The sequence below is a fragment of the Mycolicibacterium celeriflavum genome (assembly GCF_010731795.1).
Taxonomy (GTDB): domain Bacteria; phylum Actinomycetota; class Actinomycetes; order Mycobacteriales; family Mycobacteriaceae; genus Mycobacterium; species Mycobacterium celeriflavum.
Window position 1 is genome coordinate 2,758,254 of record NZ_AP022591.1, and the last position, 22,486, is coordinate 2,780,739.

Genomic DNA, 22,486 nt, shown 5'->3' on the forward strand with positions numbered 1-22,486 from the left:
TCAACTTAATCGGTCTACCGTTGATTACCGTGAGCGCATCGCATCCTGGCGAGGTCGAACTCGATTTCGCCCGTGAGTGGGTCGAGTTCTACGACCCGGACAATCCCGAGCATCTGATCGCTGCCGATCTGACGTGGCTGTGCTCCCGCTGGACGTGTGTGTTCGGCACACCGGCCTGCCAGGGCACGGTCGAGGGTCGTCCGGATGACGGCTGCTGTTCGCACGGCGCGTTCCTGTCCGACAAGGACGACATCGCCCGCCTGGACGACGCGGTCAAGACGCTGACCGACGAGGACTGGCAGTTCCGTGAGAAGGGGCTCGGCAAGAAGGGCTACCTGGAGATGGACGAGTACGACGACAAGCCCAACCTGCGTACCCGAAAGTACAAGGGCGCCTGCATCTTCCTCAACCGGCCCGGCTTTGCCGGTGGCATCGGCTGCGCACTGCACAGCAAGGCGCTCAAGCTGGGTGTCGAACCGTTGACGATGAAGCCCGACGTGTGCTGGCAGCTGCCGATCCGGCGCACGCAGGAGTGGGTGGAGCGGCCCGACGGGACGGAAGTCCTCAAGACCTGGATCACCGAGTACGACCGTCGCGGCTGGGGCGAAGGCGGTGAGGATCTGCACTGGTACTGCACCGGCGATCCGAACGCGCACGTCGGCAGCAAGCAGGTGTGGGAGTCCTACGGGCCCGAGCTGACCGAGCTGCTGGGCGAGAAGGCGTATGCGGAGCTCGCGGCGATGTGCAAGCGGCGCAGCGGTTTAGGGCTGATCGCCGTGCACCCCGCCACCCGCCTGGCCGGATGAACCTGTTCCTGTTCCGGCTGATCCCGCCGCGAGCGGATTTCGCCCAGACCATGACACCCGCCGAGCAGCAGGCCATGGCGGCGCATCAGGAGTACTGGCAGCAACTGCTGGCCGACGGTCGCGTCGTCGTCTACGGCCCGGTCGCCGACCCCGAAGGTGTCTGGGGGATGGGCGTGCTACGCGCCACCGATCGCGCCGAGGTGCTCGCGATCGCCGAGCGCGACCCGTCGGTCACCGCCGGTGTCAACACATTCGACGTGTTCGAGATCATGGGCGGCACGACGGGTTGACGGGTGATTTCAGCCCTCGAGCTTGTAACCGAGGCCGCGGACGGTAACCAGGTGCACCGGGTTCGCAGGATCCGCCTCGATCTTCGACCGAAGCCGCTTGACGTGCACGTCAAGGGTTTTGGTGTCGCCCACATAGTCGGCGCCCCACACCCGGTCGATCAGCTGGCCGCGGGTCAGCACCCGGCCGCTGTTGCGCATCAGATACTCTAGCAGATCGAACTCCTTGAGCGGCAACGTGATCGGCTCACCGTTCACCGACACCACGTGGCGCTCGACGTCCATCCGGACGGGTCCGGCCTCCAGCACGCTGTCGCTGAGTCCGACGTCGTCGTTGTCGGCGCCGCGCCGCAGCACCGCACGGATACGAGCGATCAGCTCACGCGCCGAGTACGGCTTGGTGACATAGTCGTCGGCGCCGAGTTCCAGCCCGACCACCTTGTCGATCTCGCTGTCGCGAGCGGTCACCATGATCACCGGAACGCTTGAGCGCGAACGCAATTGCTTGCACACGTCCGTCCCGCTCATCCCGGGCAGCATCAAGTCGAGCAGCACGATGTCGGCGCCGGCGCGTTCGAACTCGGCGAGGGCGGTCGGCCCGTCGGTGACGACGGTGGCCTCGAACCCCTCCTTGCGAAGCAGAAAGGCCAGGGGATCGGCCAAGGACTCCTCGTCCTCCACGATCAGCACACTGGTCATTGGTCTCGCTGGTCCTCTCGTTCGTCCGATTCATGATCGGGGTAGGCCGGAATCGACAGCGTGAACGTCGATCCCGTACCCGGCTGACTCCACAGCCGGATGCTTCCGTTGTGGTTGGCCGCGACGTGCTTGACGATCGCCAACCCCAACCCGGTGCCGCCGGTGGCCCGGGAGCGCGCCTTGTCGACGCGGAAGAACCGCTCGAACACCCGCTCCTGGTCCTCGCGGGCGATGCCGATACCGCGGTCGGTGACCGCGATCTCGATGTCGGCTCCGCGCCGCCTGCGGCTGATCGAGACCGACGACCCGTGCGGCGAGTAGGCGATCGCGTTGGACACCAGGTTCGCGATCGCGGTCACCAGCAGCGACTGGTCGCCCAGTGCGCGGAAACCGGTCGGTGCGTCGGTGGTGATCCTGATGTCGGCGTTGTCGGCGGGCACCTTGTGCCGGGACAACGCCTCGGCTACCACGGTGTCGACGTCGACGGCGTCGAGGACCGGCAGGGCCTCGGCACCCTGCAGCCGGGACAGCTCGATCAACTCGCCGACCATGTTGGCCAGCCGGTTGGACTCGGCCACCATCTTCTCGGCGAACCGACGCACGGTGGCGGGGTCGTCGGCCGACGCGAGCAGCGCCTCGGCCAGCACGCCCATCGCACCGACCGGGGTCTTGAGTTCGTGGCTGACGTTGGCCACGAAGTCGCGGCGGGTGGCTTCCATCCGGGCGTGCTCGGACTGGTCGTCGACGTAGACGACCGCGAACCGGCGATCCTGTTCGGTCAGCAACCGGACGTGGCCACGCACCGAGAGCCCGGACCGGCCGGGGTTGACCCGCTTGTGCGCCGCGAGGTCGACTTCGGTGGGTTCGCCGGTGGTCAGCGTGCGCTCGGCGGCGCGCCAGGCCCGCTCGTCGAGCAGCCGGTCGGAGACCAGGCCCAGCTCACGGGCCCGGTCGTTGGCGTACACGACGTCACGGAAGTGGTCGACCACCACGATTCCCGTGGGTGACCGCGACGCGATGTGGGAGAGCATCTGCGAGACGGTGATGCCGGCCTGCGCGCTGGCCCGACGCTGCCGATGTTCCCTCAGGCGGGGCGCCAACCCCGCTCCAAGTGCCACACCGGTCACCAGAGCGAGCAGTGCGACCACCGCTGCGAGCAGCAGTGCCGAAACGACACTCACGCGGAAATCGTACGCATCCGGTGAACGTCATCCCAGCAGCGTGCGGCCGAATCGGGACAAGTCACACAAGGAAAGAAGGAAATTCGGGCCCCGGCCTTCCCCTGTTAACCCGTTGTTCGCCGTCGTCGCCCTATTTCGCGCCTTGGGATGCGACGGCGGCGGCGCCCGCGGCCGCGGCTTCGGGATCCAGGTACGTGCCGCCGATGACGGTCGGCTTGAGATCGGAGTCCAGGTCGTACCGCAGCGGGATGCCGGTCGGGATGTTGAGCCCGACGACGTCCTCGTCGGACATGCCGTCGAGGTACTTGACCAGCGCACGCAGCGAGTTGCCGTGCGCGGCGATCAGCACGGTCTTACCCGCGCGCAGGTCCGGTTCGATGGTCTCGGTGTAGTACGGCACGAACCGCTCGACCACGTCCTTGAGGCACTCGGTGCGCGGCGGACCGCCGGGCACGTCGGCGTAGCGCGGGTCGCCGTCCTGGCTGTAGGTGCTGCCGGGCTCGATCGGCGGCGGCGGGGTGTCGTAGCTGCGTCGCCACGCCATGAACTGCTCCTCGCCGAACTTCTCCTTGGTCTCGGCCTTGTTCAGCCCTTGCAGCGCGCCGTAATGCCGCTCGTTGAGCCGCCAGTCGCGGTGCACCGGAATCCAGTGCCGATCGGCCTTGTCCAAGGCCAGGTTGGCGGTGGTGATCGCGCGGCGCAGCAACGAGGTGTAGAGCACGTCGGGTTGGCGGTCGAGCTCCTTGATCAACTCGCCTGCCCGCACTGCTTCGGCGCGACCCTTCTCCGTCAGATCGACGTCGACCCACCCGGTGAACAGGTTCTTCTCGTTCCAGTCGCTCTCGCCGTGGCGAAGCAGGATCAGCGTGCAGTCACCCATGCCGGAATCTTCTCACGACGGACGGATCGACCTCTGCCCGTACCGAAACCGACGAAAAGGCGGTATCCGGTCGGAAAAACCCGCCAAAACGTAGGTTTGGGCGAGGATGAGGGCGAAGAGTCAGTCGTCGTCTTCGATCAGGTGGGCGAACGCCTGCAGGTTCTTCAACGACTCGCCGCGCGACACCCGCCACTCCCATTCTTTCTGGATAGACGATCGAAAGCCCAACTCCAGCAACGTGTTGAAGTCATTGTCGACGGCTTCGAGCACCTGGCCGAGCACGCGGTCGACCTCCTCGGAAGTGACCGATTCCAACGACATCCGGCCGACGAGATAGATGTCGCCGACGTTGTCGAGTGTGTAGGCCACCCCGTAGAGCCGGCGGTTGCGCTTGAGCAGGAACCGGTACACGCCCTCGTGGTTCTCGTCGGGTTTGCGGCAGACGAACGCCTCGATCCGCACCGAATGTTCGCCGATGGACAGGATCGTGTTGGTCTTCAACCGTCGCTCGCCGGGCAGTTCGACGATGATGCCGGGCAACCCGCCGTGCGCGCCTTCGTGCCGCGTGCAGACCAGGCCGTTCTCCTTGCACGCTTCCTCGATGACCTTCGCCGCGTCGGTGCTCATGCCCGCACCCCCCGGCGGCGGCTGAACCGCCGTCCGGTGCGGCGCGCGCCGCCGTCGCGTGACCGCTGCCGCGCCCGGTAATCGCCGATCGCACGCCCGTAGCTGGCCAGCAGCGCATCGACGGTGCGTGACCACGAGAACGTGGCGGCGTGGGCGATCGCGGCGGGCCTCATGGCGTCGGCCCGTTGCAGCAGATCGCCGATGGCGTGCGCCCAGTCGCCGTCGTCGTGGCCGTCGACCAGGGTCCCGGTGACGCCGTCGCGCACCGCGACCGGCAGCCCACCGACCGCCGCGGCCACCACCGGCGTGCCGCACGCCTGCGCTTCTACGGCGACCAGTCCAAAGGACTCCGAATAGCTGGGCACCGCCACCAGATCCGCGGCGCGGTACACGTTGACCAGCTGTTCGCGCGACTGCGGCGGCAGGAATGTCACCCGATCCGAAATACCCAGATCGTCGGCCAGCCGAACCAGCCCGTCGGGCGCCTGCAGTCCGCTGCCGGATGGCCCGCCCGCGATCACCACGCGCACGCCCGGCAGCTTGGCGACGGCGCGCAATGCGACGTCGGGCGCCTTCAGCGGCTGGATGCGGCCCACGAATGCGACGATCGGTTCGTCGGCGGCCAGTCCCAGCGCGGCGCGCGCGGCTTTCCGATCCCCCGGCGTGAACACCTCCAGATCGACGCCAGGGTGTACGACGTCGATCCGTGCCGGGTCCGCATTGTGCAGCGAAATCAGTTCCTGGGCTTCATGTTCGGTGTTGACGATCAATCGGTCCGCTTCGTCGACGACCTGCTGCTCACCGACCGCGCGCAGCGGCGGTTCGGGCGAGTCGCCGTCGGCCAGCGCGGCGTTCTTGACCGCGGCCAGTGTGTGCGCGGTGTGCACCAGCGGGACGGCCCAGCGGTCGCGGGCCAGCCAGCCGACCTGACCGGACAACCAATAGTGCGAGTGCACGATGTCGTAGTAGCCGGGTTCGTGCGTCGCCTCGGCGCGCAGCACCCCCGCGGTGAAGGCGCACAACTGCGTGGGCAGGTCGTACTTGTCCAGCCCCTCGAACGGCCCGGCCACCACGTTGCGCACCAGCACACCGGGCGCCACCCGCACGGTCGGCGGGTCAGACGACGAGGTCGCGCGGGTGAAGATCTCGACCGCCACACCGCGGCGAGCCATCTGCAGCGCACTCTGCAGCACGTAGACGTTCATGCCGCCGGCATCGCCGGTGCCGGGCTGGGCCAGTGGCGAGGTGTGCACCGACAGCACGGCTACGCGTCGGGGCAGTTCCGTTGCTGGGCGCACACAGTCATGTCTACACCGCGCCCGCGAAGGCCCCGTCACGCAGTGGCTTCTTGGGCCAGCAAGAGTGCCGACGAAATTTGGACCTCAGGAGCGGGGTCGAGTCACAGGAACGACCCTCAGTAGCCGCTCGAGGCCGTTGTAATCGGCGGGGTTGGTGGTGAAAAGTGGCAGACCTTCGACGATGCCTGTCGCGGCGATCATCAGATCGGCGAATCGTCGGCGCGGTTTGCGGCCGACTGCCACTACCGCCGCGCACACGCGCCCGTAGACGCGTGCTGCTTCGGCGTCGAACGGAATGGGATCGAATTCACTTTCCGCCCTTTGGAGTAGATCGAGCCGGCGGGCGCGCTCCTCGTGCGGGTCGTAGCTACTTTGTTCTTCGGCGCCGCGTACTTCATGCGGTCCGGCCGACAGTTCTGCCAACGTGATCGCGCTGATCGCCATCTGCGTGGGCAACTCGGCCGGGTCGATGTGCGCGCGCAGAATGAGAATGTTCGTGTCAAGCAGGCCGGCTGCAGGTACGTCATCTGTCATAGGGACTGCTCGGCGCGTGATCGAGCGCAGCATCCTGGTCAGCGCGGAAAGCTTCGACGTCGATCGCCGGAGCGATCCGCGACGTGGCGGCGAACTGCTCTCGGGTGACGAACCTACGCCGGCGACGCAGTGGGATCAGTTCGGCGATTCGGTGACCATCGCGAGTGACCGTGAAAGACCGGCCATCCTGGACGGCATCCATGATCTCCTTGGACCGATTGCGCAGGTCCCGCTGAGTGATCTCGGGGTTAGCGGCCATAACAGCAGAATACAGGCCTGTGGCATGGCGTGCTACAGAGTGCTATTCGGTCGAATCTGTGTGTCCCTCAGGCGGTCGCCCTGGTCGACGGCGCTGCGCCCGGCGCATGGCGCCGATCGGGTCGGCGTACAGGCCGCCGAGCGACACCACACCCGCACCGGCCTCCTGAACCCGGTTCCCGAAGACGGTCAGCCGGATCTCGCGTGCGGGCATCACCGAGCGCTGCGCGAACGCGGCTTCCACGACGCTCATGCCCTCGGGATATTCGGTGAAAGCCTGGCCGCCGACGATCAGGTCGTCAGGATTGAGCATGTCGCGCAGCAGCGCGACGGCCTCCCCCAGCACCCGCGCACGTTCGGCCAGCAGTTGCTGCGCGGGCCGGCCGCCCTGCCGGGCGAGCTTGAACAGCGCCGGCATCGTCGATGCGGGCCCCTCGGCGGGGAGAATGCGCGCCTTGCGGGCGGCGATCAGCACCGCTTCGTCGCTGACCGTGGACTCCAGTTGCCCTGTGCCGCCGAGTAGTTCGGAGTGGGCGGGCAGCGCGGCGATGGTGCCGGGTCCGCTGGCCGGTGAGTGCACCCGGCCGCCGATCGACAACGCGTAGCCGACGGTCTCGCGGGCGTAGACGTACAGGCTCGTCGACGTGTCCGACGGTTGCCTGCGCCCCCCGAGCAGCAGTTCGGCGCCCGCCATCGCGTCCACGTGCGAGGCGACCGACACCGGCAGGCCGAGCGCCTCGGCGAGTACCGGCCCGACCGGCGCCTCGGACCAGCCGAGCCGCGGATGGTCGAGGTAACCGGTCGCGCTGTCGACCACGCCGCCGGCCGCGACACCCACCCACAGCGGGCGGCGCCGATGCCAGCGGCCGAGGTAGCGGCGGGCGCTGTCGGCCAGCGACGCCAGCGCGGCAGCCTGCGGAGCCCGCGGCGTAGGTGTCTCGACGACGTCGAGGGTGCGACCGAAGAGGTCGGCGGCCACGATGCTAAGGCTGCGGGCGCCGATGTGGATCCCCAGCGTGAGGAACGGTTCGTGATTGACCTCCACGGGCACGCGGGGTCGGCCGATCGCGCCGGAAACCGCGAGGTCGGCGCGTTCGCGCAGCACACCGGCCTCGAGCAGCGCGGTGACCTGACGGTTGACGGTCGCGATGCTCAGGCCGGTGACCTGAGCGATGGCGTCACGGGCGATGGGCCCGCGCAGTCGGGCCGCACCGAACACCGACGCGGCGGCCGCGTCGGCCACCTTCAGTGCCGGCGCGACGACGTGCCGGCGGGCCAACAGCGCGCGCTTGGCGTGCTGGGCACTGCGAACCGACGGCTTCGCGGGAAGAGTGGTGGTGACGGTAGTGCGCATCTGCTTGTCCTTATGGGAAGTCGGCCGGTGGGTTCTGGGGCCACACCTGAGGACTCAGCAGGACAGGAATTGTCTCCGGATCAGTCAGGCGCGGCGAAGTGCGCGACAACAACACGCACGGCGCGAACAGGCCTGATGGGACAGCACACGACGAACTTAGCACGCCAACTAAAGTTGAGCAGATGACGACTCCCCGGACCGACAGCCGAGTCGCGGTGGTCACCGGCGCCAGCGCCGGCATCGGTGCAGCAACCGCGAGAACCCTTGCCGCCCAAGGTTTTCACGTGGTCTGCGTGGCCCGTCGCCAGCAGCCGATCGAGGCCCTCGCTGCCGAGATCGGTGGCACCGCGATCGTGGCGGACGTCACTTCGACCGAGGCCGTGTCGGCGCTGGCAGAAGCGCTGGACGGCTTACCCGGGCCGGTTTCGGTGCTGGTCAACAACGCCGGCGGCGCCCGAGGACTGGACCCGGTAGCCGAAGCCGACGTCGAGCACTGGCGCTGGATGTGGGAGTCCAACGTGCTCGGCACACTGCTGGTGACCCGCGCGCTGTTGCCGAAGCTGATCGCCTCCGGCGACGGGCTGATCGTCACCGTCACCTCGATCGCCGCGGTGGAGATCTACGACAACGGCGGCGGGTACACCTCCGCCAAGCATGCGCAGGGCGTGCTGCACCGGACGTTGCGCAGCGAGCTGCTCGGAAAACCCGTGCGGCTCACCGAAGTTGCGCCCGGCATGGTGAAGACCGACTTCTCGCTGAACCGGTTCGAGGGCGACGAGGAACGCGCCGCCAAGGTCTACGAGGGCGTCACCCCGCTGCTGGCCGAAGACGTCGCCGAGATCATCGGGTTCGTCGCCAGCCGACCGTCACACGTCGACCTGGATCTGGTCGTGGTCCGGCCGCGCGATCAGGTCAGCGGCGCCAGCGGATCGCGGTTCAACCGCCAGACTTGACGCTCGAGTGCCCACGCGGCCGGGCGGCCGGGGCGGCCCACCGAAACTGACCGGAAAATACCTAAGGTGAGTGGGCAGGCGACAGCGACCCGGCGGAGCTTGCGGAGCCGGGTGTCGTTGCGGGACTTGTAGTTGGTGGTTAGGCGGCGGGTTCGAGAGTGACCTGGTAGCCCATGGCGGTGAGTTGGGCGATGTGGTTGCGGAGCTTGCGTTCGATGGCGATGCGGTTGGTGTGATAGTCAGGGCCGAGATCGCGGAAGCGGGCGAGCGGGTTGGCGAGTAGGTGCCAGATGACGACCAGGATGGAGCGGGCGACCGCGACCAGGGCTTTGAGCTTGCCGCGGCGTTTGGCGAGGCGCCGGTAGCGTTCGCCGAGGAAGGTATCGGTCTTGGCCGCCGCGGCGGCGGCCTCCCCGAGCGCACCCTTCAGATACGGGTTGCCCTTGCCGGTCTTGCTGGCGCGGGTCACCGGCCCGGACTGGATGGTGCGCGGGCACAGCTTGGCCCACGACACCAGGTGCTCTGGTGTTGGGAACCGGCTCATGTCGGTGCCGATCTCGGCCAGGATGTCTTGCGCGTTGGCGACGCTGATACCCGGGATCTCGTCAAGGCGATCGACGGTGCGCAGGGCGCGTTCGGCCTGGATCGCGGAGTCGGCCTCGATGGTGGGATCGACCCGGATCGGGTTGGTGCCGCCGCCGCTGGCAGAGCCGGGATCGGCATCGCTATCGGCACCCGCGCGGGCGCCGGGCCCCTCGTCGCTGCCGGTGTGCTCGATGGCGTGAGTGCCTTCGGGTAGCTCGTTGATGAGTTCCTCGATGCGCATGGTGAGGGTGTGGATCTGGGTGTCCAGTGCGTCGATCTGGCTCAGCAGCATGCGTGCCAACTCGGCGTGATGTTCATCGAAACGCCCGTCGAGCGCAGTGATCAGCTCTGACCGTTTGGACCTCATCTTTCCGCGGGCCAGCTCGGCCAGTCGATACGGGTCGTGCTCGCCGGCGATGAGGGCCTCGACCATGTCCCGCGTCGACAGCGTGATCATCGTGGAGGCCACCGACGAAATTTTGATCAGTGCGTCCTCGAGCAGCTTTTCCAGCCGCTGCCAGTAGCGGGTGCGGTCGCGGGTCAGATCCTCGCGCATCCGGGTGTAGTCGCGTAGCCGCCTGATCTCGGGCGGCGGCACGAACGACGGCCGCAGCAGGCCCTTTCGGTCAGCTTGGCCAGCCAGACCGCGTCGAGTTTGTCGGTCTTGGGTCGGCCCGGCACGTTCTTCACATCGCGGGCGTTGACCAGCTGCACCGACAGCCCGGCCGCTTCCAGCAGGTAGTACCAGATCCGCCAGTAGTCGCTGGTGGACTCCACGGTGACCTTCTCGATGCCCAGGTCGGTCAGCTGATCGCCCAGCTCAGTAATGGCGCCGGTGCGCGCGGGCAGGTCCCATACCCGACTGAACCGCCGCCCCGTCTTGCCGGGTAGGCGCACGCACACCTTGCCTGTCGCCTTGGCCACATCGATGGCCGCGACCCGTTCGATAACCAGTTCATGCTCGGCGTCGGGAATCTCCACCGGCCCCGCCACCCTGCCGCTGGCTTCTGCTTGCGTTTGCGCCGTGCTGCCACTTCGCTTGCCCTCCAATCGAACCCATCCCAGAACATCGGGTGGATCGCCCGGGGGCCTCGGTCAAGGAAACCGAAATTCTGACCGGCGTGCTCAAGGCAACAGTACGTGACCCTGCAAGGTCGGGCCCCGGCGCCAAGCTGCACAACGGGCTACAAGCCCAGAGTCTCGTCGGCGTCGACGAGGCGACCCGACCCCATTTTCACGCCTACGAGGCGTCCCACAATGAAAAAGGAAGCTGCACACAGATCGCGAAATAGCGAAAAAGTGCGATCTGCTCGCAGTCTCGGCGAGGTAGGTGAGGCTCGGCGAGGTAGGTGAGGCTCGAGTGGCGAGGTGGGTGAGGCTCGTTTGGCGCGACGGCTCAGCGGCCGGGGCGGCCGTTGACCGGTTGCGGCGCACCCGACGGCGTCGCGGGCGCGGTGTTCGGCAAGTCCGGTGCGTTCGCGTCCGACAGCGCCGACATCGCCTTCCACTCATCCCACGGCACCACCCAGTCCCAGATGTCGCCGTCGGCGTAGGACAGCTCGATGCGGGTGCCGGTGACCTCGACCGGATCACCGTAGACAGCGGTGCGGAAGTACTGCTCGGCGTCGCCCTCGGACAGGTTGATGCAGCCGTTGGTGACGTTGCTGCTGCCCTGCGAACCCAGGCTGGCCGGGTTGGCGTGGATGAACTCGCCGTTGTTGGAGATACGCACGGCCCACCGCTCGTGGATGTTGGCGTAGCCAGCCGCCGGGTTGGTCATCCAGAAGTCCTCGTACTTCTCGGTGACGACGTGGATGCCGCTGCGGGTGACGTTGCGGTCCAGGTCGCCCTCGCCGTAGCTGCACGGGAAGTCCATGATCACCGCGCCGTTGGCGTCGAGGACCTGGATGCGGTGCGACGACGCCTCGGCCTTGACGACCTGGCGACGGCCGATCTCGAAGCTCAGCGTCGCGTCCTGCGCGCCGTAGGCGTCGTCGCCGAACGGCACGCCGTAGAGCTTGGCGTCGACGTGCACCTTGGTGCCCGCCGGGTAGTACTCGCGGGTGCGCCAGTGCACGCGGGACCCGCCGACCTCATCGGGCAGCCACGCCCAGCTGCCCTCGACCGGCGGCTCTGTGGTGACCTTGAGCGCCTTCTCCACCGTCGCCTTGTCGCTGATCGAGGCGTCGAACTGGATGATGATCGGGGCGGCCACCCCGACGACCTGACCGTCGGCGAGCTGGAACTGCCCGCTGACCTGCGTGCTGGGGTTGATCGTGGAGAACGAACCGTCGACCTGCACCGCCTTGCCGTCGCGGCCGACGACCGAGCCTTTCCAGGTGTACTCGGCGCCGTAGCCGAGCGGTTCGGTGACCGTGAACTCGGTGCGGTCGCGGTTGAGTACGCCCGCGACGGCCTTGCCCTCGGGGTTGGTCAGGGCGATCCGCTGGAACCAGCCGTTGCTGACCTCGACGCCAGCGGGCTCGGTCGGCGAGATGTCGGTGGCGTCGTTGGCCGGCTTGAAGTTCAGCGTGGGCGCTTCGGGGGCCTCCTGCGCGGACGGTTCGTCGCTCTCCGCCATGCACGCGGCCAGCGCCCCCGGCGCGACGACACCGACCGCCAGTGCGGTCAGGGCGCGCCGCCGGTTGAACGACGGCAGGGGTTCCCCGGTACTCACGTGAACCCAGCGTACCTACAGCGAACAGCCGATCAGATCAGGCTCGGCTGTGAGTTCGATCCCGAAACTCGTTCGAACGCCGTCACGTACCGTCCTGGCCAGCGCCAGCACATCGGCGGTGGTGGCGCCGCCGCGGTTGGTGAGCGCCAGCGCGTGCTTGGTCGACAGCCGCACGGAGACACCCTCGCCCGGATACCCCTTGCCGAAGCCGGCGTGCTCCACGAGCCAACCCGCGGCGAGCTTGACACCGTCGGGCGCCGGGTAGTTGGGCACCGGCCCGTCCTGCTCGGCGCGGATCCGCTCGAACTCAGCGGGCGTGACGACGGGGTTGGTGAAGAACGAACCGACGCTCCAGGTGTCGTGATCCAAGCTTTCCGAGCCGGTGTCGATGACCATGCCCTTGCTCGAGCGCAGTGCCAGCACCGCCTCGCGCACCGCCAGCGGATCGACGCGCGCCCCTTGTTCCACGCCCAGCGTGGTGGCCAGTTCGCGGTAGCGCAGCGGTGCGCTGCGCCCGTCGGGGTCCAGGGCGAACTCCACTTCGAGCACGATCGCGTCGTGCGCGCGTTTGAGGACGCTGGTGCGGTAGCCGAACCGCAGCGCGTCCGGGGTGACCCAACGTTCTGTCCCGGTGCGACGGTCCAGCAGCCGCACCCGCCGGATGCTGTCGGCCACCTCCGCGCCGTACGCGCCGACGTTCTGCACCGGTGTCGCGCCGGCGGACCCCGGGATGCCGGACAAGCACTCCAGCCCGCCCAGCCCGTGCGCCAGCGAGGTGACCACGACGTCGTCCCACACAGCACCGGCCTCGGCGCGGACCAGGTTGCCCTCGACGGTGATCTCGGTGTTCGCGAGGTAGATGACGGACAGGTCGGTCAGCTGGTCACAGATCACCACGTTCGAGCCGCCCGCCAGCACCAGCGCGTCGTCATCCGGGCCGAGGTCGCGAACCACATCGACCACCTTCTGGGTGGTGTCGCATGTGATCAACCGCCGCGCAACGGGTCCGACGCGCAGGGTGGTCAGCGGCGCGAGTGGCACCGCCTCCTCGACGGAGGCCCCACCGGCTTGCGAACTGACCACGGCCGGTAACGGTAGCGTGACCAGCTATGCCGCGTTCATTCGACATGGCCGCCGAGTACGGCGGCAGCGTCGAACAGGTCTACCGGGCTTTCAGCGACGAACGCTACTGGTTGGCGCGGCTGACCGATTCCGGTGCCGACGACTACTCGCTGGACGCGATGGTCGTCGACGAGCACGACGGCCTCTACATCAAAACGACTCAAACGCTGCGGGCAAACCGGTTGCCCGGTGTGGTGACCCAATTCCATCGCGGCGACCTGAGCTTCGTGCGCGAAGAGACCTGGAGCCCGGTCCGCGACGGTGAGGCCGGCGCGACGGTCAAGGGGTCGATTCCGGGCGCACCCGCCGGTTTGACGGGCACCGCGGTCCTGGCGCCGGCCGGCCCCGGTTCGCGGCTGGAGTTCACCGTCGAGGTCGAGGTTCGGGTGCCGCTCGTCGGCGGCAAGATCGAGAGTTTCATCGGCAGTCAACTGGTGGATCTGCTGATCGCCGAGCAGCGCTTCACGACGGTGTGGATCGCCGAGAACGCCTGACGCTCGAGACGGCGTGGGTCGCGGCGTTACCATCGTCGCTCCTTAGACTCGGGTCATGAGCGGGCCCATCGGTCAGCTGACACGGGGCACCACCGGCTACAACCGGTTGCGTCGCAGCGACCGCTGGCTCGTCCACGCGCCGCGCGTCCGCGCATCGCTGCTCGCCGCCCCCGACCCGCTGGTCATCGACCTCGGCTATGGCGCGCTGCCGGTCACGACCCTGGAACTTGCGGCACGGCTGCGCCTGGTGCGCAACGACATTCGCGTGATCGGACTGGAGATCGACCCCGAGCGGGTACGCGCGGCGCGTACCAAGGGAACCGACACGGTCGAATTCGGCCTCGGCGGTTTCGAATTGGCGGGTATGCGACCGGTGCTGCTGCGGGCCTTCAACGTGCTGCGCCAATACCCGGTCGAAGCCGTCGCGCAGGCCTGGTCGACGATGCAGCGGCAACTGGCGCCCGGCGGGCTCATCGTCGACGGCACCTGCGACGAGCTGGGCAGGCGCTGCTGCTGGGTGCTGCTCGACGCCGACGACCCGATCAGCCTGACCCTGGCGTGTGACCCGTTCGCGATCGATCGGCCCTCTGACCTCGCCGAGCGGCTGCCCAAAGTGCTGATCCACCACAACGTCGACGGTCAACCCGTACACGCGCTGCTGACGGCCGCCGACCGGGCGTGGGCCAGCGTCGCGGGTCACGGGGTGTTCGGCCCGCGGGTGCGGTGGCGTGCGATGCTGGAGATGTTGCGGGACAACGGCTTTCCCGTCACCCCGGCCCGCCGCCGGATGCGCGACGGGGTGTTGACGGTGCCATGGTCGACGGTCGCACCGGCCTGAGGCACCGGGATCGACGCCGCAAACCGTAGGCTGGGGCCATGCGGATTGCCCTCGCGCAGATCCTCAGCGGCACCGAGCCTTCGGAGAACCTCGCGCTGGTCGACGAGTACACCCGTCGCGCCGCCGACGCCGGCGCCCGGATGGTGCTGTTCCCGGAGGCGACGATGTGCCGATTCGGGGTGCCACTCGCCCCGGTCGCCGAACCGCTGGACGGACCGTGGGCGTCGGAGGTGCGGGCGATCGCCGAGCGGGCGGGAATCGTCGTCGTGGCGGGCATGTTCGTGCCGTCGGGCGACGGGCGTGTCCTCAACACATTGATCGCCACCGGGCCGGCCTCCGACGGCCACGTAGATGCGCACTACGAGAAGATCCACCTCTACGACGCATTCGGCTTCCAGGAGTCCAAGACCGTCGCGCCCGGGCGCGACCCGGTGGTGATCGACGTCGACGGCGTCCGCGTCGGCCTGACGCTGTGTTACGACGTCCGTTTTCCCGAGTTGTACGTCGAGCTGGCCAGACGGGGCGCGCAGTTGATCACCGTGCATGCGTCGTGGGGCAGTGGGCCGGGCAAGCTCGAGCAGTGGACGCTGCTGGCGCGGGCCCGCGCTGTCGACACGACCGGCTACGTCGCGGCGGTCGACCAGGGCTGTCCGGACGCCGAGACCGCTGCCGTCGGCCCGACCGGTGTCGGAGGCAGCCTGATCGCCTCCCCGACCGGTGAGGTGGTGACGGCCGCCGGCGCCGACCCGCAGTTGCTGGTGGTCGACATCGACCTGGACGTGGGGCGCAAGGTCCGTGAGACGATCGCGGTGATGCGCAACCGCGCAGACTTCACCCGCCTCGATAAGGCAGAATCGCGGTCGTGACCGACCCCTGGGCTCGTCCGAATCAACCGCCGCCACCGCCGCCGGGGCCGCCACAAGGTCCGCCAGGGCCGCCACAGGGACCGCCGGGACCGCCACAAGGACCGCCGGACCCGCAGGAGCGCCCGTTGTCAGGGTCGAAGGTCAAGGACCTGTTCCGCGATCCGCTGTCGATCACGCTGGTCGTCATCATCGTGATCGCGCTGACGCTGGCCGGCCTGCTCGCCGGTGAGCTCTACGCCCGCAACCGCGCGAACAACGTCGTCGCCGGGGTCACGTCGTGCGTCGTCGAGGACGACGCCACCGCGTCGTTCGGCGTCATGCCGCCCTTCCTGATCCAGCACATGTCAGGCCACTACACGAATATCCACATCGAGACCGCCGGCAACCAGATCCGCGACGCCAAAGGCATGACGGTCGAGCTGTCGATCCAGGATGTCCGCCTCGAGGACACGGCCACCTCGAGCGGATCGATCGGCTCGCTGGTCGCGGACATCACGTGGTCCTCGGAGGGCATTCGGCAGACCATCACCGACTCGATTCCCCTGATCGGCTCATTCGTCACCGGCGTCACGACCAACCCGTCCGACGGCACCATCGAGTTGGAGGGCGCGCTGGGCACCATCACGGCCAAACCCACGGTGGCCGACGGCGGCATCTCGCTGCAGGTGCTCGAGCTGACCGGCCTCGGCTTCACGCTGCCCCGCGAAACCGTCCAGCCGGCGCTGGATGCGTTCACCTCGGAGCTGACCAAGAATTATCCGTTGGGCATCAAGGCCGACTCGGTCGATGTCACCGAAGACGGTGTGGTGAGCCGGTTCTCGACGCAGGATGCCGACATCCCCAAGGACGAACAGGACCCCTGTTTCGCGGCGCTGTGACCGTCAGTCGGTGACTGAGCCCCACCGGAAACTGTTGACGTATCTGCCCATGTCCATGGCCAGCTGCAGATTCGCACCGGAGGGATGCCCGCTGCCGAAGTCAGGGGTGAACTCGCGGTACGGGCCGATCGCGGACGCCACCAGCGCGTAGTCATCCTTCACCGCGACCATCACGATCAGCCGAAGGTGACTGAAGCTGCTGTTCGCGTCCTGCGGATAGTCGTCGGCGACGACGCCGTAGCCCAGCCGGTAGCCGACCATCGCGTTCGGGATCTCGTAATCCGTTGTGGCCTCGGGGTAGTACTCGCCGATCAGCTCCTCGGCGATCTGCTTGGGCGTCCGATTGCCGGCGGGCACGCCGAACAACTCCAGTGTGCCGGTGTCTCCGCCGGTGAACTCGAGGACGACACCGTCGGGGTCGAACTTCACCTCGTATGCGCTACCGGGGCCGGGATACTGAACCGAGAACTCTTCGCCGTCGGAGAAGAACCGAGGGTTGGATTCGACCGGCACGCCGATCGGTGGCCGCCCGCAGTCCGGCGGGCAGACGATCTTGGCAACCTCCGGAGTGCTCAGCACCGCCGCGGTGACACCCGCGACGATCGCGACAGCGCCGCCGACAGCGAGTGAGCCCAGCACCCGCGGCAGACCCGCCCGGCCGGCGCGGCCGGTGCGGCCGGTGCGGTCCGGATCCACCGCGGCCCGTTGTCCGATGCGCAGCGCAGACAATGCGAGCACGACGATCGCGGCGTGTACGGCCAAGTGCAGCCCGTCGGGCACCGGCGCGAACTCCACCACCCCGATGATCGCGTAAATAACAAGCGTCACAGTCACACTCGCGATGATCGACCGCACCCGGCCCGTCCACAGCGCGATCCCGACCAGGCCGCCGAGCGCGGCGGCCGTCAGCGGCAGTGCAAGGCCTTGGATGCCGGCCTGCACCAGAAGCGAAGCAACCGATCGGTCATCGGCAGTCACGCCTGTCGCAAACTGCGGGAGCAGGCGGACCAGCGTCGCCGCGGACGTGAACACGACAGCGCTCAACGCGCCGACGGCGTAGCCGTCCAGCGGCCTCATCGGACGCTGCAGCCGCACGAGCACCGGCGGAATCAACATGAGAACGGCGCTGCCCAGCGGTATCCCGATGCTCAAGAACACCCTGTAAAGATCCGGTCCGCTCGCGGCGAGCGCGACATCCTGAGATTCGGCGAGCATCGTTCCCGTCGCCAACGCCCAGCCGATGCCGAGCACCGCGGCCAGCGCCGCGGTCGACGCCAGCAGCGGGGTCGGCACGTCGTCGCGCACATCCGCCGAATGGAGGTAGACGACGAACACCAGCGCCACGCCGACCGCGGCGACGGCGATCATCGGCGCCTGCCATCGCAACAGCGCGAACCCGACCAGCACCGCCGACAGCATCGCCAGTGCCACTGCGAGCGGCACCCGCGAACGTGGCTCCAGATGGGGAAACAGGGTACCGGTCAACGGGTCTCGCCATCCAATGCGGCGGGCTGCCGAGGCCTTCGTCACCGCGATGCCTGCTGCAAGTCGAGAAGGTTGCGGGCGAGATTGAAAGTGTCCGGTGTACCCAGACCAGTCACCAGGTCATAGCCCGGCAGGGCCATGTCGACAGCGTTGCCGCCTCGACGCACGTCGTGGAAGCCGGGCCGGATCGACCCCGCGGCCACCCGGTAGAGCAACGGATTGAGATTCCCCAGCGGTCGTCCACCGTTCGCCACCAGGTACTGGTTCATCAACACGGCCAGCGCCGCCCAGATCGGGGCCGATTGCGAAGTGCCCCCGCCGATCACCGCGCGCTGACCGAAGATGAACCGCACGCCGGTGAACGGGTCGGCGACCGCCGAGATGTCAGGGACCAGGCGCCGCCGCTCGGTGTCGCGCTCCACCGACAACCGGTTCTGCCACGACGGGCGGGCGAACAACGTCGAGACCCCGCCGCTACTGCCTTGCGTGAGCGGAGAATCCACCCACGCGTCTTCGCCCAGCCACTGTCCGCGCGTGCCGGTCGACAGCGTGGTGCCGCCGACCGACGTCATCGTGGGTAACGACGCGACCGCGTCGACGCCGACGTCGTCCGGGCCCGGCGGAGCCGACCACCGTTCGCCGCCTTTGCATTCCAGCCCCGCCGTGTCCCCGCTGGCGTCGAACGCCGAGGTGCCGCGCCGCTGCGCGGCAACCAACGCCGCCTCCACCGGCGCGAGATCGGCTGCGCTGACGAACGCCTCGCATCCCCATCCGATCGACAGGCTCCACACCGCGCCGGGATAGTCGCGGTCCACGGACTCGAACAGCTTGCCGAGCTTCTCGTACGCACCGTCGCCCTCCACCGTCGGCCTGGCGTTGACGACGACCAGCCGCGCATCGGGTGCGATGGCATGCGCCACTTGCAGATCCATCGCGGTCTCACCGTGCATCTCGGTGGGCTTGCCACCGACGATCTCGGGGGTGAACCGAGGCAGGCCGGAGGTGTCGGCGAACAGATCGAGGTCCTCCTGCGCGGCGCTGTCGAACGTGAAGAGCACGATCGTCGCGCCCTCACCGGTGAACACGGCATCGATGAGTGGCGTGGCGTTGTACGCCGACCGCAACCCCGTCGGCGTCAATCCACCCGGGGGCACGTCCATCGGAAAGAAGCCGGGGGCTTTGGTGTGGTACGGGGTGTAGCTCATGATCCGGCCGACCGCCGTGACGTCGCCGCGCAACACCGACGGCACGGCGGGTTGCGCGGGCGATGCGTAGAACAACTTCCCCTTCGGGGCGCGGTAGTCGCGCACCGGCACTCCCAATGCCCGCCCGAGATCCGCGGCGGCGCCCTCGACGATCGCCCATCGGTCGCCCGGCCGCCATCGCACCGACAGGGTGCGGGCCTCGCTCCAGTCGATCAGGGCATCGGGTCGGCCTGTCCCATCCAGCGTGACAGTGATCTGGGCGTCAGCGGCGCCGGATGGACCCAGATCGGTCGAGCTGGCCAGCAGCGCTGCGTAGGGACCGGCGATCAGCGCCGGGGCGCGCGACGAACACGCCCCTGAAGCGGCGAGCAGCAGCGCGGTTGCGAGAAGCGCCGAAACGCGCCGCTTACTGGCCGTGGGGACCGCGATGCCGACCGGGTGTCGGGCCGGGAGCCGGGGGCGCATGGACGCTGGGCGAGAAGGGGTTCGGCTGTCCCGGATCGATGCGGGGAGCCTTCTCTGTGGGCGTCGCGGGGGCGGGCGGCGGCGCGGTCGTCGTCGTGGTGGTCGTCGTGGTGGTCGAGGTCTCGGGCGCCTGCTCCTCTTCCTGCCCGCAGGCGGCGGTGAACGCACCCGTCGCGAGCACGGCGGCCAAACAGGCGACGGCCGGAACTCGACGAAGCAAACCGTTACGAATGATCATGATCGGATCCTATCCGGGGGTTCACGTGCGCAAGCATATTGAGAACACATCCGCGTGAAGACGTCCGTCAGCCTATAGCAAATTAGCCAGTGGCGCGTAAATTACCGCTTGCGGTCGGTCCCCGGCAGCCCGTCGAGGACCGCCCTGGTGCCGGAGAGGCCCAGGCGGCTGGCACCGGCGTCGAGCATCGCGATCGCGTCGGCGGCCGTCCGGATTCCGCCGCTGGCCTTGACCTGGAGCCCCACGCCGGCCATCAGTTCCACGGCCCGCACCGACGCGCCGCCGGCGGGATGGAACCCGGTTGAGGTCTTGACGAAATCGGCTCCCGCGTCCGCCGCGGCCCGGCACGTCGTCAGCAACGTTTGTGCATCCCCAAGCAGAAGCAGCGCGGCCGATTCGACGATCACCTTCAGCCGCGCGCGGTCACCGATCGCCGACCGCACCGCGCCGACGTCGGCGCGCACCGCCTCGAAGTCACCGTGGAGCGCAGCGCCGACGTCGATCACCATGTCGATCTCGCCGGCGCCGTCGTCGAAGGCGAGCCGCGCCTCCTCGGCCTTGATCGCCGATCGATGCTTGCCGGACGGAAACCCCACGACCGCGCAGACCACCTGCGCTGACGACGCGGCCCGGCTGGCGACTCGCGTCATCGACGGAGACACACAAATCGCGTACGTCCCGAGGGCTGCGGCCTCCTCGGCAAGCGCGACGACGTCGGCCTCGGTGGCCTCCGGTTTGAGCAGCGTGTGGTCGACCCGCGCGGCGACCTCGTCCCGGCGGTAGGCCCCGGCCACTAGAACGGTTCTTCGGTGCCGCCCGGGTTGCAGCCGGCCCGCACCATGTCCTCGTAGGGAACCTCGGGTCGCCATGGCTCGAGGTTCCAACTGGTCTTGCCTGGGCTGTAGCGTTCGGCGAATTCCCAGTGGCAGATGAACTGCGGCTTCATCCCGGGGATGTCCGCGTCCGGCGAAAGGGCCAGCACCTGGGCCCACGCCGCTTCGCCCTGCCCGGGCGTGGCCGGTCCGGATGCCTGGCGGGCGGCCGCGGTCGGATACACCCGCAGGCTGGACAGATCACCCCACTTCGCCCATTCGACATGGTCGACATACGGGGGCGCGGGCGGCACGGGGTTGGCCGAGGCCAGCGGAGCGGTGAGCGTGGGCGCTAGGAGGCCGGCAGCCACTGCGGCCGCCCGGAAGCTGACCGCGACGACGCGGCGCACTACCGCGACTTCCCCTGGATCTCCAGGAGTTTGGGCCGCACGTCGACCAGATAGACACCGGCCGCGACGGCGGCGATGGCGGGGCCCAGTACCGAGCCGGGGCCGAACACCAGCGCCAACAAGCTGGCGACCCCGAGGATCACCAGCCAGACCGGCTTGGTCAGTTTGTCGATGGCCGTGTAGGCGTCCGGCCGCTGGATCGCTGCGTGGACGAACGCGTACACGGTCGTCACGAGCACGGCGATCCACAAAATGAGAAGGACGTAACCCACCAAGCCTTGGAGCTGCACGCTGTCAAGACTAAGCGGGTTACGTCCCCTCGGTCGACTTTGGGCCGTCAGACCCGCCGCCGAGTGCTACTTCTGGGTGACCTTCTTGGCCGCAGCCTTCTTCGCCGGAGCCTTCTTGGCCGGGGTCTTCTTCGCCGGAGCCTTCTTGGCCGGGGCCTTCTTGGCGGCGCTCTTCGCCGGCGCGGCACCCTTTTCGGCCTTCTTCGGCAGCTCGACGCCGACCAGCTTGGCGGCGCGCTCACCCACGGCGCGGGTCTGAGCGGCCACGTTGCCCAGTGCCCCCTGCGTCAGCTCGACGGCCTGGTCGGTGTAGCCCTCGACACGGCCGGCGGCCTCGCTGAGGCCGGGCTGGGTGCGAAGTCGCTCGATGGCGGCCTCGCCACGCTCGATGAGCCGGTTGTACGTGCTCTGCGCGGCGTCGGCGTAGTTCTCGGCGAACTTGCGCAGTTCCTCGGCGCTCAGCCGCTCGCGCAGCTCGCCGAACTGTGTCGGCAGGTCTTCCTGCAGCCGGTCGATCCGCGCACGGGTCTCCTCCACGCGGCTGCGGGAGTCGGTGCGGGCGTCGTCGGCGCGCTCACGGAGCGTCGCGACGATCTCGTTGACCCGCTCGAGTGCCAGATCGGCCGCGCCGACGGCCGCCAGCAGCGGGGCCTTCAGGTCGTCAACGGTCGGCTGGTTCTTGGCCGGGGTGTTCTTTGCCATGGTGCTCTTTCCTTTCGAGGTACGTCGTTGGTGTTGTCGTGTGGTCAGTTGAAGAAGTCTCTAGTCAGTCGCCGACTCCTCTTCTGTTCCGTTGCCCGTCGCGGCAACTTCGGCCTCGTTCTGCTGACGAAACGATGTGTAAATGTCGAGCAGCACCTGCTTCTGCCGCTCGGTGATCGCGGTGTCGTTGACGATGGCGTCGCGGACCTCGCTCGTCTCACTGGGCTCGAGAATCCCGGCCCTCACATACAGCACCTCCGCGGACACTCGCAGCGCCTTGGCGATCTGATTGAGCACATCCGCGGAGGGTTTGCGCAATCCCCGCTCGATCTGGCTGAGGTAGGGATTGCTGACACCGGCCTTCTCGGCCAGCTGTCGTACGGATACCTGAGCGGCCTCACGTTGCGTGCGGATGAACGTGCCGATGTCCTGTGCGGCAGTCTGGGCAGCGTTGGACACGACGACGGCAAGCTTGTCATCCTGCGACATACGTGGCCCCCTCGTGCAACGGGTATCCAAAAAGCGACACCATTACCGTACGA

25 protein-coding genes and 1 pseudogene are annotated in these 22,486 nt (G+C 68.2%); 7 read left to right on the forward strand and 19 right to left on the reverse strand.

Features of this window, described 5'->3' with window-relative positions; translation table 11 throughout:
* The first annotated feature begins 29 nt into the window (after positions 1-29).
* Positions 30-806, forward strand: a complete 777-nt coding sequence (locus tag G6N18_RS13460) for a DUF3109 family protein (RefSeq protein ID WP_067223944.1) — start codon at positions 30-32, stop codon at positions 804-806.
* Entirely contained in the window at positions 803-1,096 is a 294-nt protein-coding gene (locus G6N18_RS13465; protein ID WP_172800336.1) for a YciI family protein, read from the forward strand. The genes G6N18_RS13460 and G6N18_RS13465 overlap by 4 nt, the downstream gene beginning before the upstream one ends.
* Before the next feature lie 9 nt (positions 1,097-1,105).
* On the opposite strand, the gene regX is transcribed toward G6N18_RS13465, so the two are convergent.
* The 8 genes from regX to G6N18_RS13505 form a co-directional block, all read right to left on the reverse strand.
* Positions 1,106-1,792: a two-component sensory transduction protein RegX gene (gene regX, locus G6N18_RS13470; protein WP_067223938.1), complete on the reverse strand. Its 687-nt coding sequence runs from the start codon at positions 1,790-1,792 to the stop codon at positions 1,106-1,108.
* Entirely contained in the window at positions 1,789-2,973 is a 1,185-nt protein-coding gene (locus G6N18_RS13475) for a sensor histidine kinase (protein WP_083006115.1), read from the reverse strand. The genes regX and G6N18_RS13475 overlap by 4 nt, the downstream gene beginning before the upstream one ends.
* A gap of 130 nt (positions 2,974-3,103) precedes the next feature.
* A complete protein-coding gene (locus tag G6N18_RS13480) occupies positions 3,104-3,853 on the reverse strand; it encodes a phosphoglyceromutase (RefSeq protein WP_067223932.1) in 750 nt (249 codons plus the stop codon).
* A gap of 120 nt (positions 3,854-3,973) precedes the next feature.
* Positions 3,974-4,480 carry a type III secretion system chaperone family protein gene (locus tag G6N18_RS13485; protein WP_067223929.1) on the reverse strand — a complete coding sequence of 169 codons (507 nt, stop codon included), beginning with the start codon at positions 4,478-4,480 and terminating at the stop codon, positions 3,974-3,976.
* Positions 4,477-5,817, reverse strand: a complete 1,341-nt coding sequence (mshA, locus tag G6N18_RS13490) for a D-inositol-3-phosphate glycosyltransferase (protein WP_407663518.1) — start codon at positions 5,815-5,817, stop codon at positions 4,477-4,479. The genes G6N18_RS13485 and mshA overlap by 4 nt, the downstream gene beginning before the upstream one ends.
* A gap of 45 nt (positions 5,818-5,862) precedes the next feature.
* Positions 5,863-6,345 carry a type II toxin-antitoxin system VapC family toxin gene (locus tag G6N18_RS13495; RefSeq protein ID WP_234806242.1) on the reverse strand — a complete coding sequence of 161 codons (483 nt, stop codon included), beginning with the start codon at positions 6,343-6,345 and terminating at the stop codon, positions 5,863-5,865.
* Positions 6,302-6,571 (reverse strand): type II toxin-antitoxin system Phd/YefM family antitoxin, encoded by a 270-nt coding sequence (locus tag G6N18_RS13500; protein ID WP_067223919.1) that lies wholly within the window; start codon positions 6,569-6,571, stop codon positions 6,302-6,304. The genes G6N18_RS13495 and G6N18_RS13500 overlap by 44 nt, the downstream gene beginning before the upstream one ends.
* 42 nt (positions 6,572-6,613) lie before the next feature.
* Complete coding sequence (locus G6N18_RS13505; protein ID WP_083006121.1) at positions 6,614-7,924, reverse strand: ROK family protein; 1,311 nt, start codon at positions 7,922-7,924, stop codon at positions 6,614-6,616.
* Positions 7,925-8,106: 182 nt separating this feature from the next.
* Between G6N18_RS13505 and G6N18_RS13510 the strand changes: the two genes are divergently transcribed.
* Positions 8,107-8,877: an SDR family oxidoreductase gene (locus G6N18_RS13510; RefSeq protein WP_083006123.1), complete on the forward strand. Its 771-nt coding sequence runs from the start codon at positions 8,107-8,109 to the stop codon at positions 8,875-8,877.
* A 139-nt stretch (positions 8,878-9,016) separates the two neighbouring features.
* On the opposite strand, the pseudogene G6N18_RS13515 reads toward G6N18_RS13510, so the two are convergent.
* The 3 genes and pseudogenes from G6N18_RS13515 to G6N18_RS13525 form a co-directional block, all read right to left on the reverse strand.
* A pseudogene (locus G6N18_RS13515) lies at positions 9,017-10,455 on the reverse strand (IS110 family RNA-guided transposase).
* Positions 10,456-10,858: 403 nt separating this feature from the next.
* Complete coding sequence (locus G6N18_RS13520; protein ID WP_083006778.1) at positions 10,859-12,139, reverse strand: L,D-transpeptidase; 1,281 nt, start codon at positions 12,137-12,139, stop codon at positions 10,859-10,861.
* 15 nt (positions 12,140-12,154) lie between these two features.
* Positions 12,155-13,222, reverse strand: a complete 1,068-nt coding sequence (locus G6N18_RS13525; RefSeq protein WP_083006776.1) for a UDP-N-acetylmuramate dehydrogenase — start codon at positions 13,220-13,222, stop codon at positions 12,155-12,157.
* 26 nt (positions 13,223-13,248) lie between these two features.
* On the opposite strand from G6N18_RS13525, the gene G6N18_RS13530 reads away from it, so the two are divergent.
* Genes G6N18_RS13530 through G6N18_RS13545 form a run of 4 tightly spaced genes read left to right on the forward strand, consistent with a single transcriptional unit; the run spans position 13,249 to position 16,337 of the window.
* A complete protein-coding gene (locus G6N18_RS13530; RefSeq protein WP_083006774.1) occupies positions 13,249-13,755 on the forward strand; it encodes a DUF2505 domain-containing protein in 507 nt (168 codons plus the stop codon).
* Between the two features lie 55 nt (positions 13,756-13,810).
* Positions 13,811-14,593, forward strand: coding sequence for a class I SAM-dependent methyltransferase (locus G6N18_RS13535; RefSeq protein ID WP_067217541.1), 783 nt, complete (start codon positions 13,811-13,813; stop codon positions 14,591-14,593).
* 38 nt (positions 14,594-14,631) lie between these two features.
* Positions 14,632-15,459: a carbon-nitrogen hydrolase family protein gene (locus tag G6N18_RS13540; protein WP_083006771.1), complete on the forward strand. Its 828-nt coding sequence runs from the start codon at positions 14,632-14,634 to the stop codon at positions 15,457-15,459.
* A complete protein-coding gene (locus tag G6N18_RS13545; protein WP_067218160.1) occupies positions 15,456-16,337 on the forward strand; it encodes an LmeA family phospholipid-binding protein in 882 nt (293 codons plus the stop codon). The genes G6N18_RS13540 and G6N18_RS13545 overlap by 4 nt, the downstream gene beginning before the upstream one ends.
* A 3-nt stretch (positions 16,338-16,340) precedes the next feature.
* On the opposite strand, the gene G6N18_RS13550 is transcribed toward G6N18_RS13545, so the two are convergent.
* The 8 genes from G6N18_RS13550 to G6N18_RS13585 form a co-directional block, all read right to left on the reverse strand.
* The gene (locus tag G6N18_RS13550; protein WP_234806263.1) at positions 16,341-17,822 is read right to left on the reverse strand and encodes a zinc ribbon domain-containing protein; all 1,482 of its coding nucleotides are present in this window, start codon (positions 17,820-17,822) and stop codon (positions 16,341-16,343) included.
* Positions 17,823-17,863: 41 nt separating this feature from the next.
* Positions 17,864-19,492: a S53 family peptidase gene (locus G6N18_RS13555; RefSeq protein ID WP_083006769.1), complete on the reverse strand. Its 1,629-nt coding sequence runs from the start codon at positions 19,490-19,492 to the stop codon at positions 17,864-17,866.
* Entirely contained in the window at positions 19,434-19,730 is a 297-nt protein-coding gene (locus tag G6N18_RS13560; protein ID WP_082949311.1) for a hypothetical protein, read from the reverse strand. The genes G6N18_RS13555 and G6N18_RS13560 overlap by 59 nt, the downstream gene beginning before the upstream one ends.
* A gap of 101 nt (positions 19,731-19,831) precedes the next feature.
* Entirely contained in the window at positions 19,832-20,524 is a 693-nt protein-coding gene (deoC, locus tag G6N18_RS13565) for a deoxyribose-phosphate aldolase (RefSeq protein WP_234806262.1), read from the reverse strand.
* Positions 20,524-20,952 carry a DUF2599 domain-containing protein gene (locus G6N18_RS13570; RefSeq protein WP_083006764.1) on the reverse strand — a complete coding sequence of 143 codons (429 nt, stop codon included), beginning with the start codon at positions 20,950-20,952 and terminating at the stop codon, positions 20,524-20,526. The genes deoC and G6N18_RS13570 overlap by 1 nt, the downstream gene beginning before the upstream one ends.
* On the reverse strand, positions 20,952-21,242 hold the full coding sequence (locus G6N18_RS13575) for a DUF2516 family protein (RefSeq protein WP_083006761.1): 291 nt from the start codon (positions 21,240-21,242) through the stop codon (positions 20,952-20,954). The genes G6N18_RS13570 and G6N18_RS13575 overlap by 1 nt, the downstream gene beginning before the upstream one ends.
* A gap of 66 nt (positions 21,243-21,308) precedes the next feature.
* On the reverse strand, positions 21,309-21,944 hold the full coding sequence (locus G6N18_RS13580) for a heparin-binding hemagglutinin (protein WP_067220421.1): 636 nt from the start codon (positions 21,942-21,944) through the stop codon (positions 21,309-21,311).
* Positions 21,945-22,004: 60 nt separating this feature from the next.
* The gene (locus G6N18_RS13585) at positions 22,005-22,433 is read right to left on the reverse strand and encodes a helix-turn-helix domain-containing protein (protein WP_067220424.1); all 429 of its coding nucleotides are present in this window, start codon (positions 22,431-22,433) and stop codon (positions 22,005-22,007) included.
* Positions 22,434-22,486 lie beyond the last annotated feature (53 nt).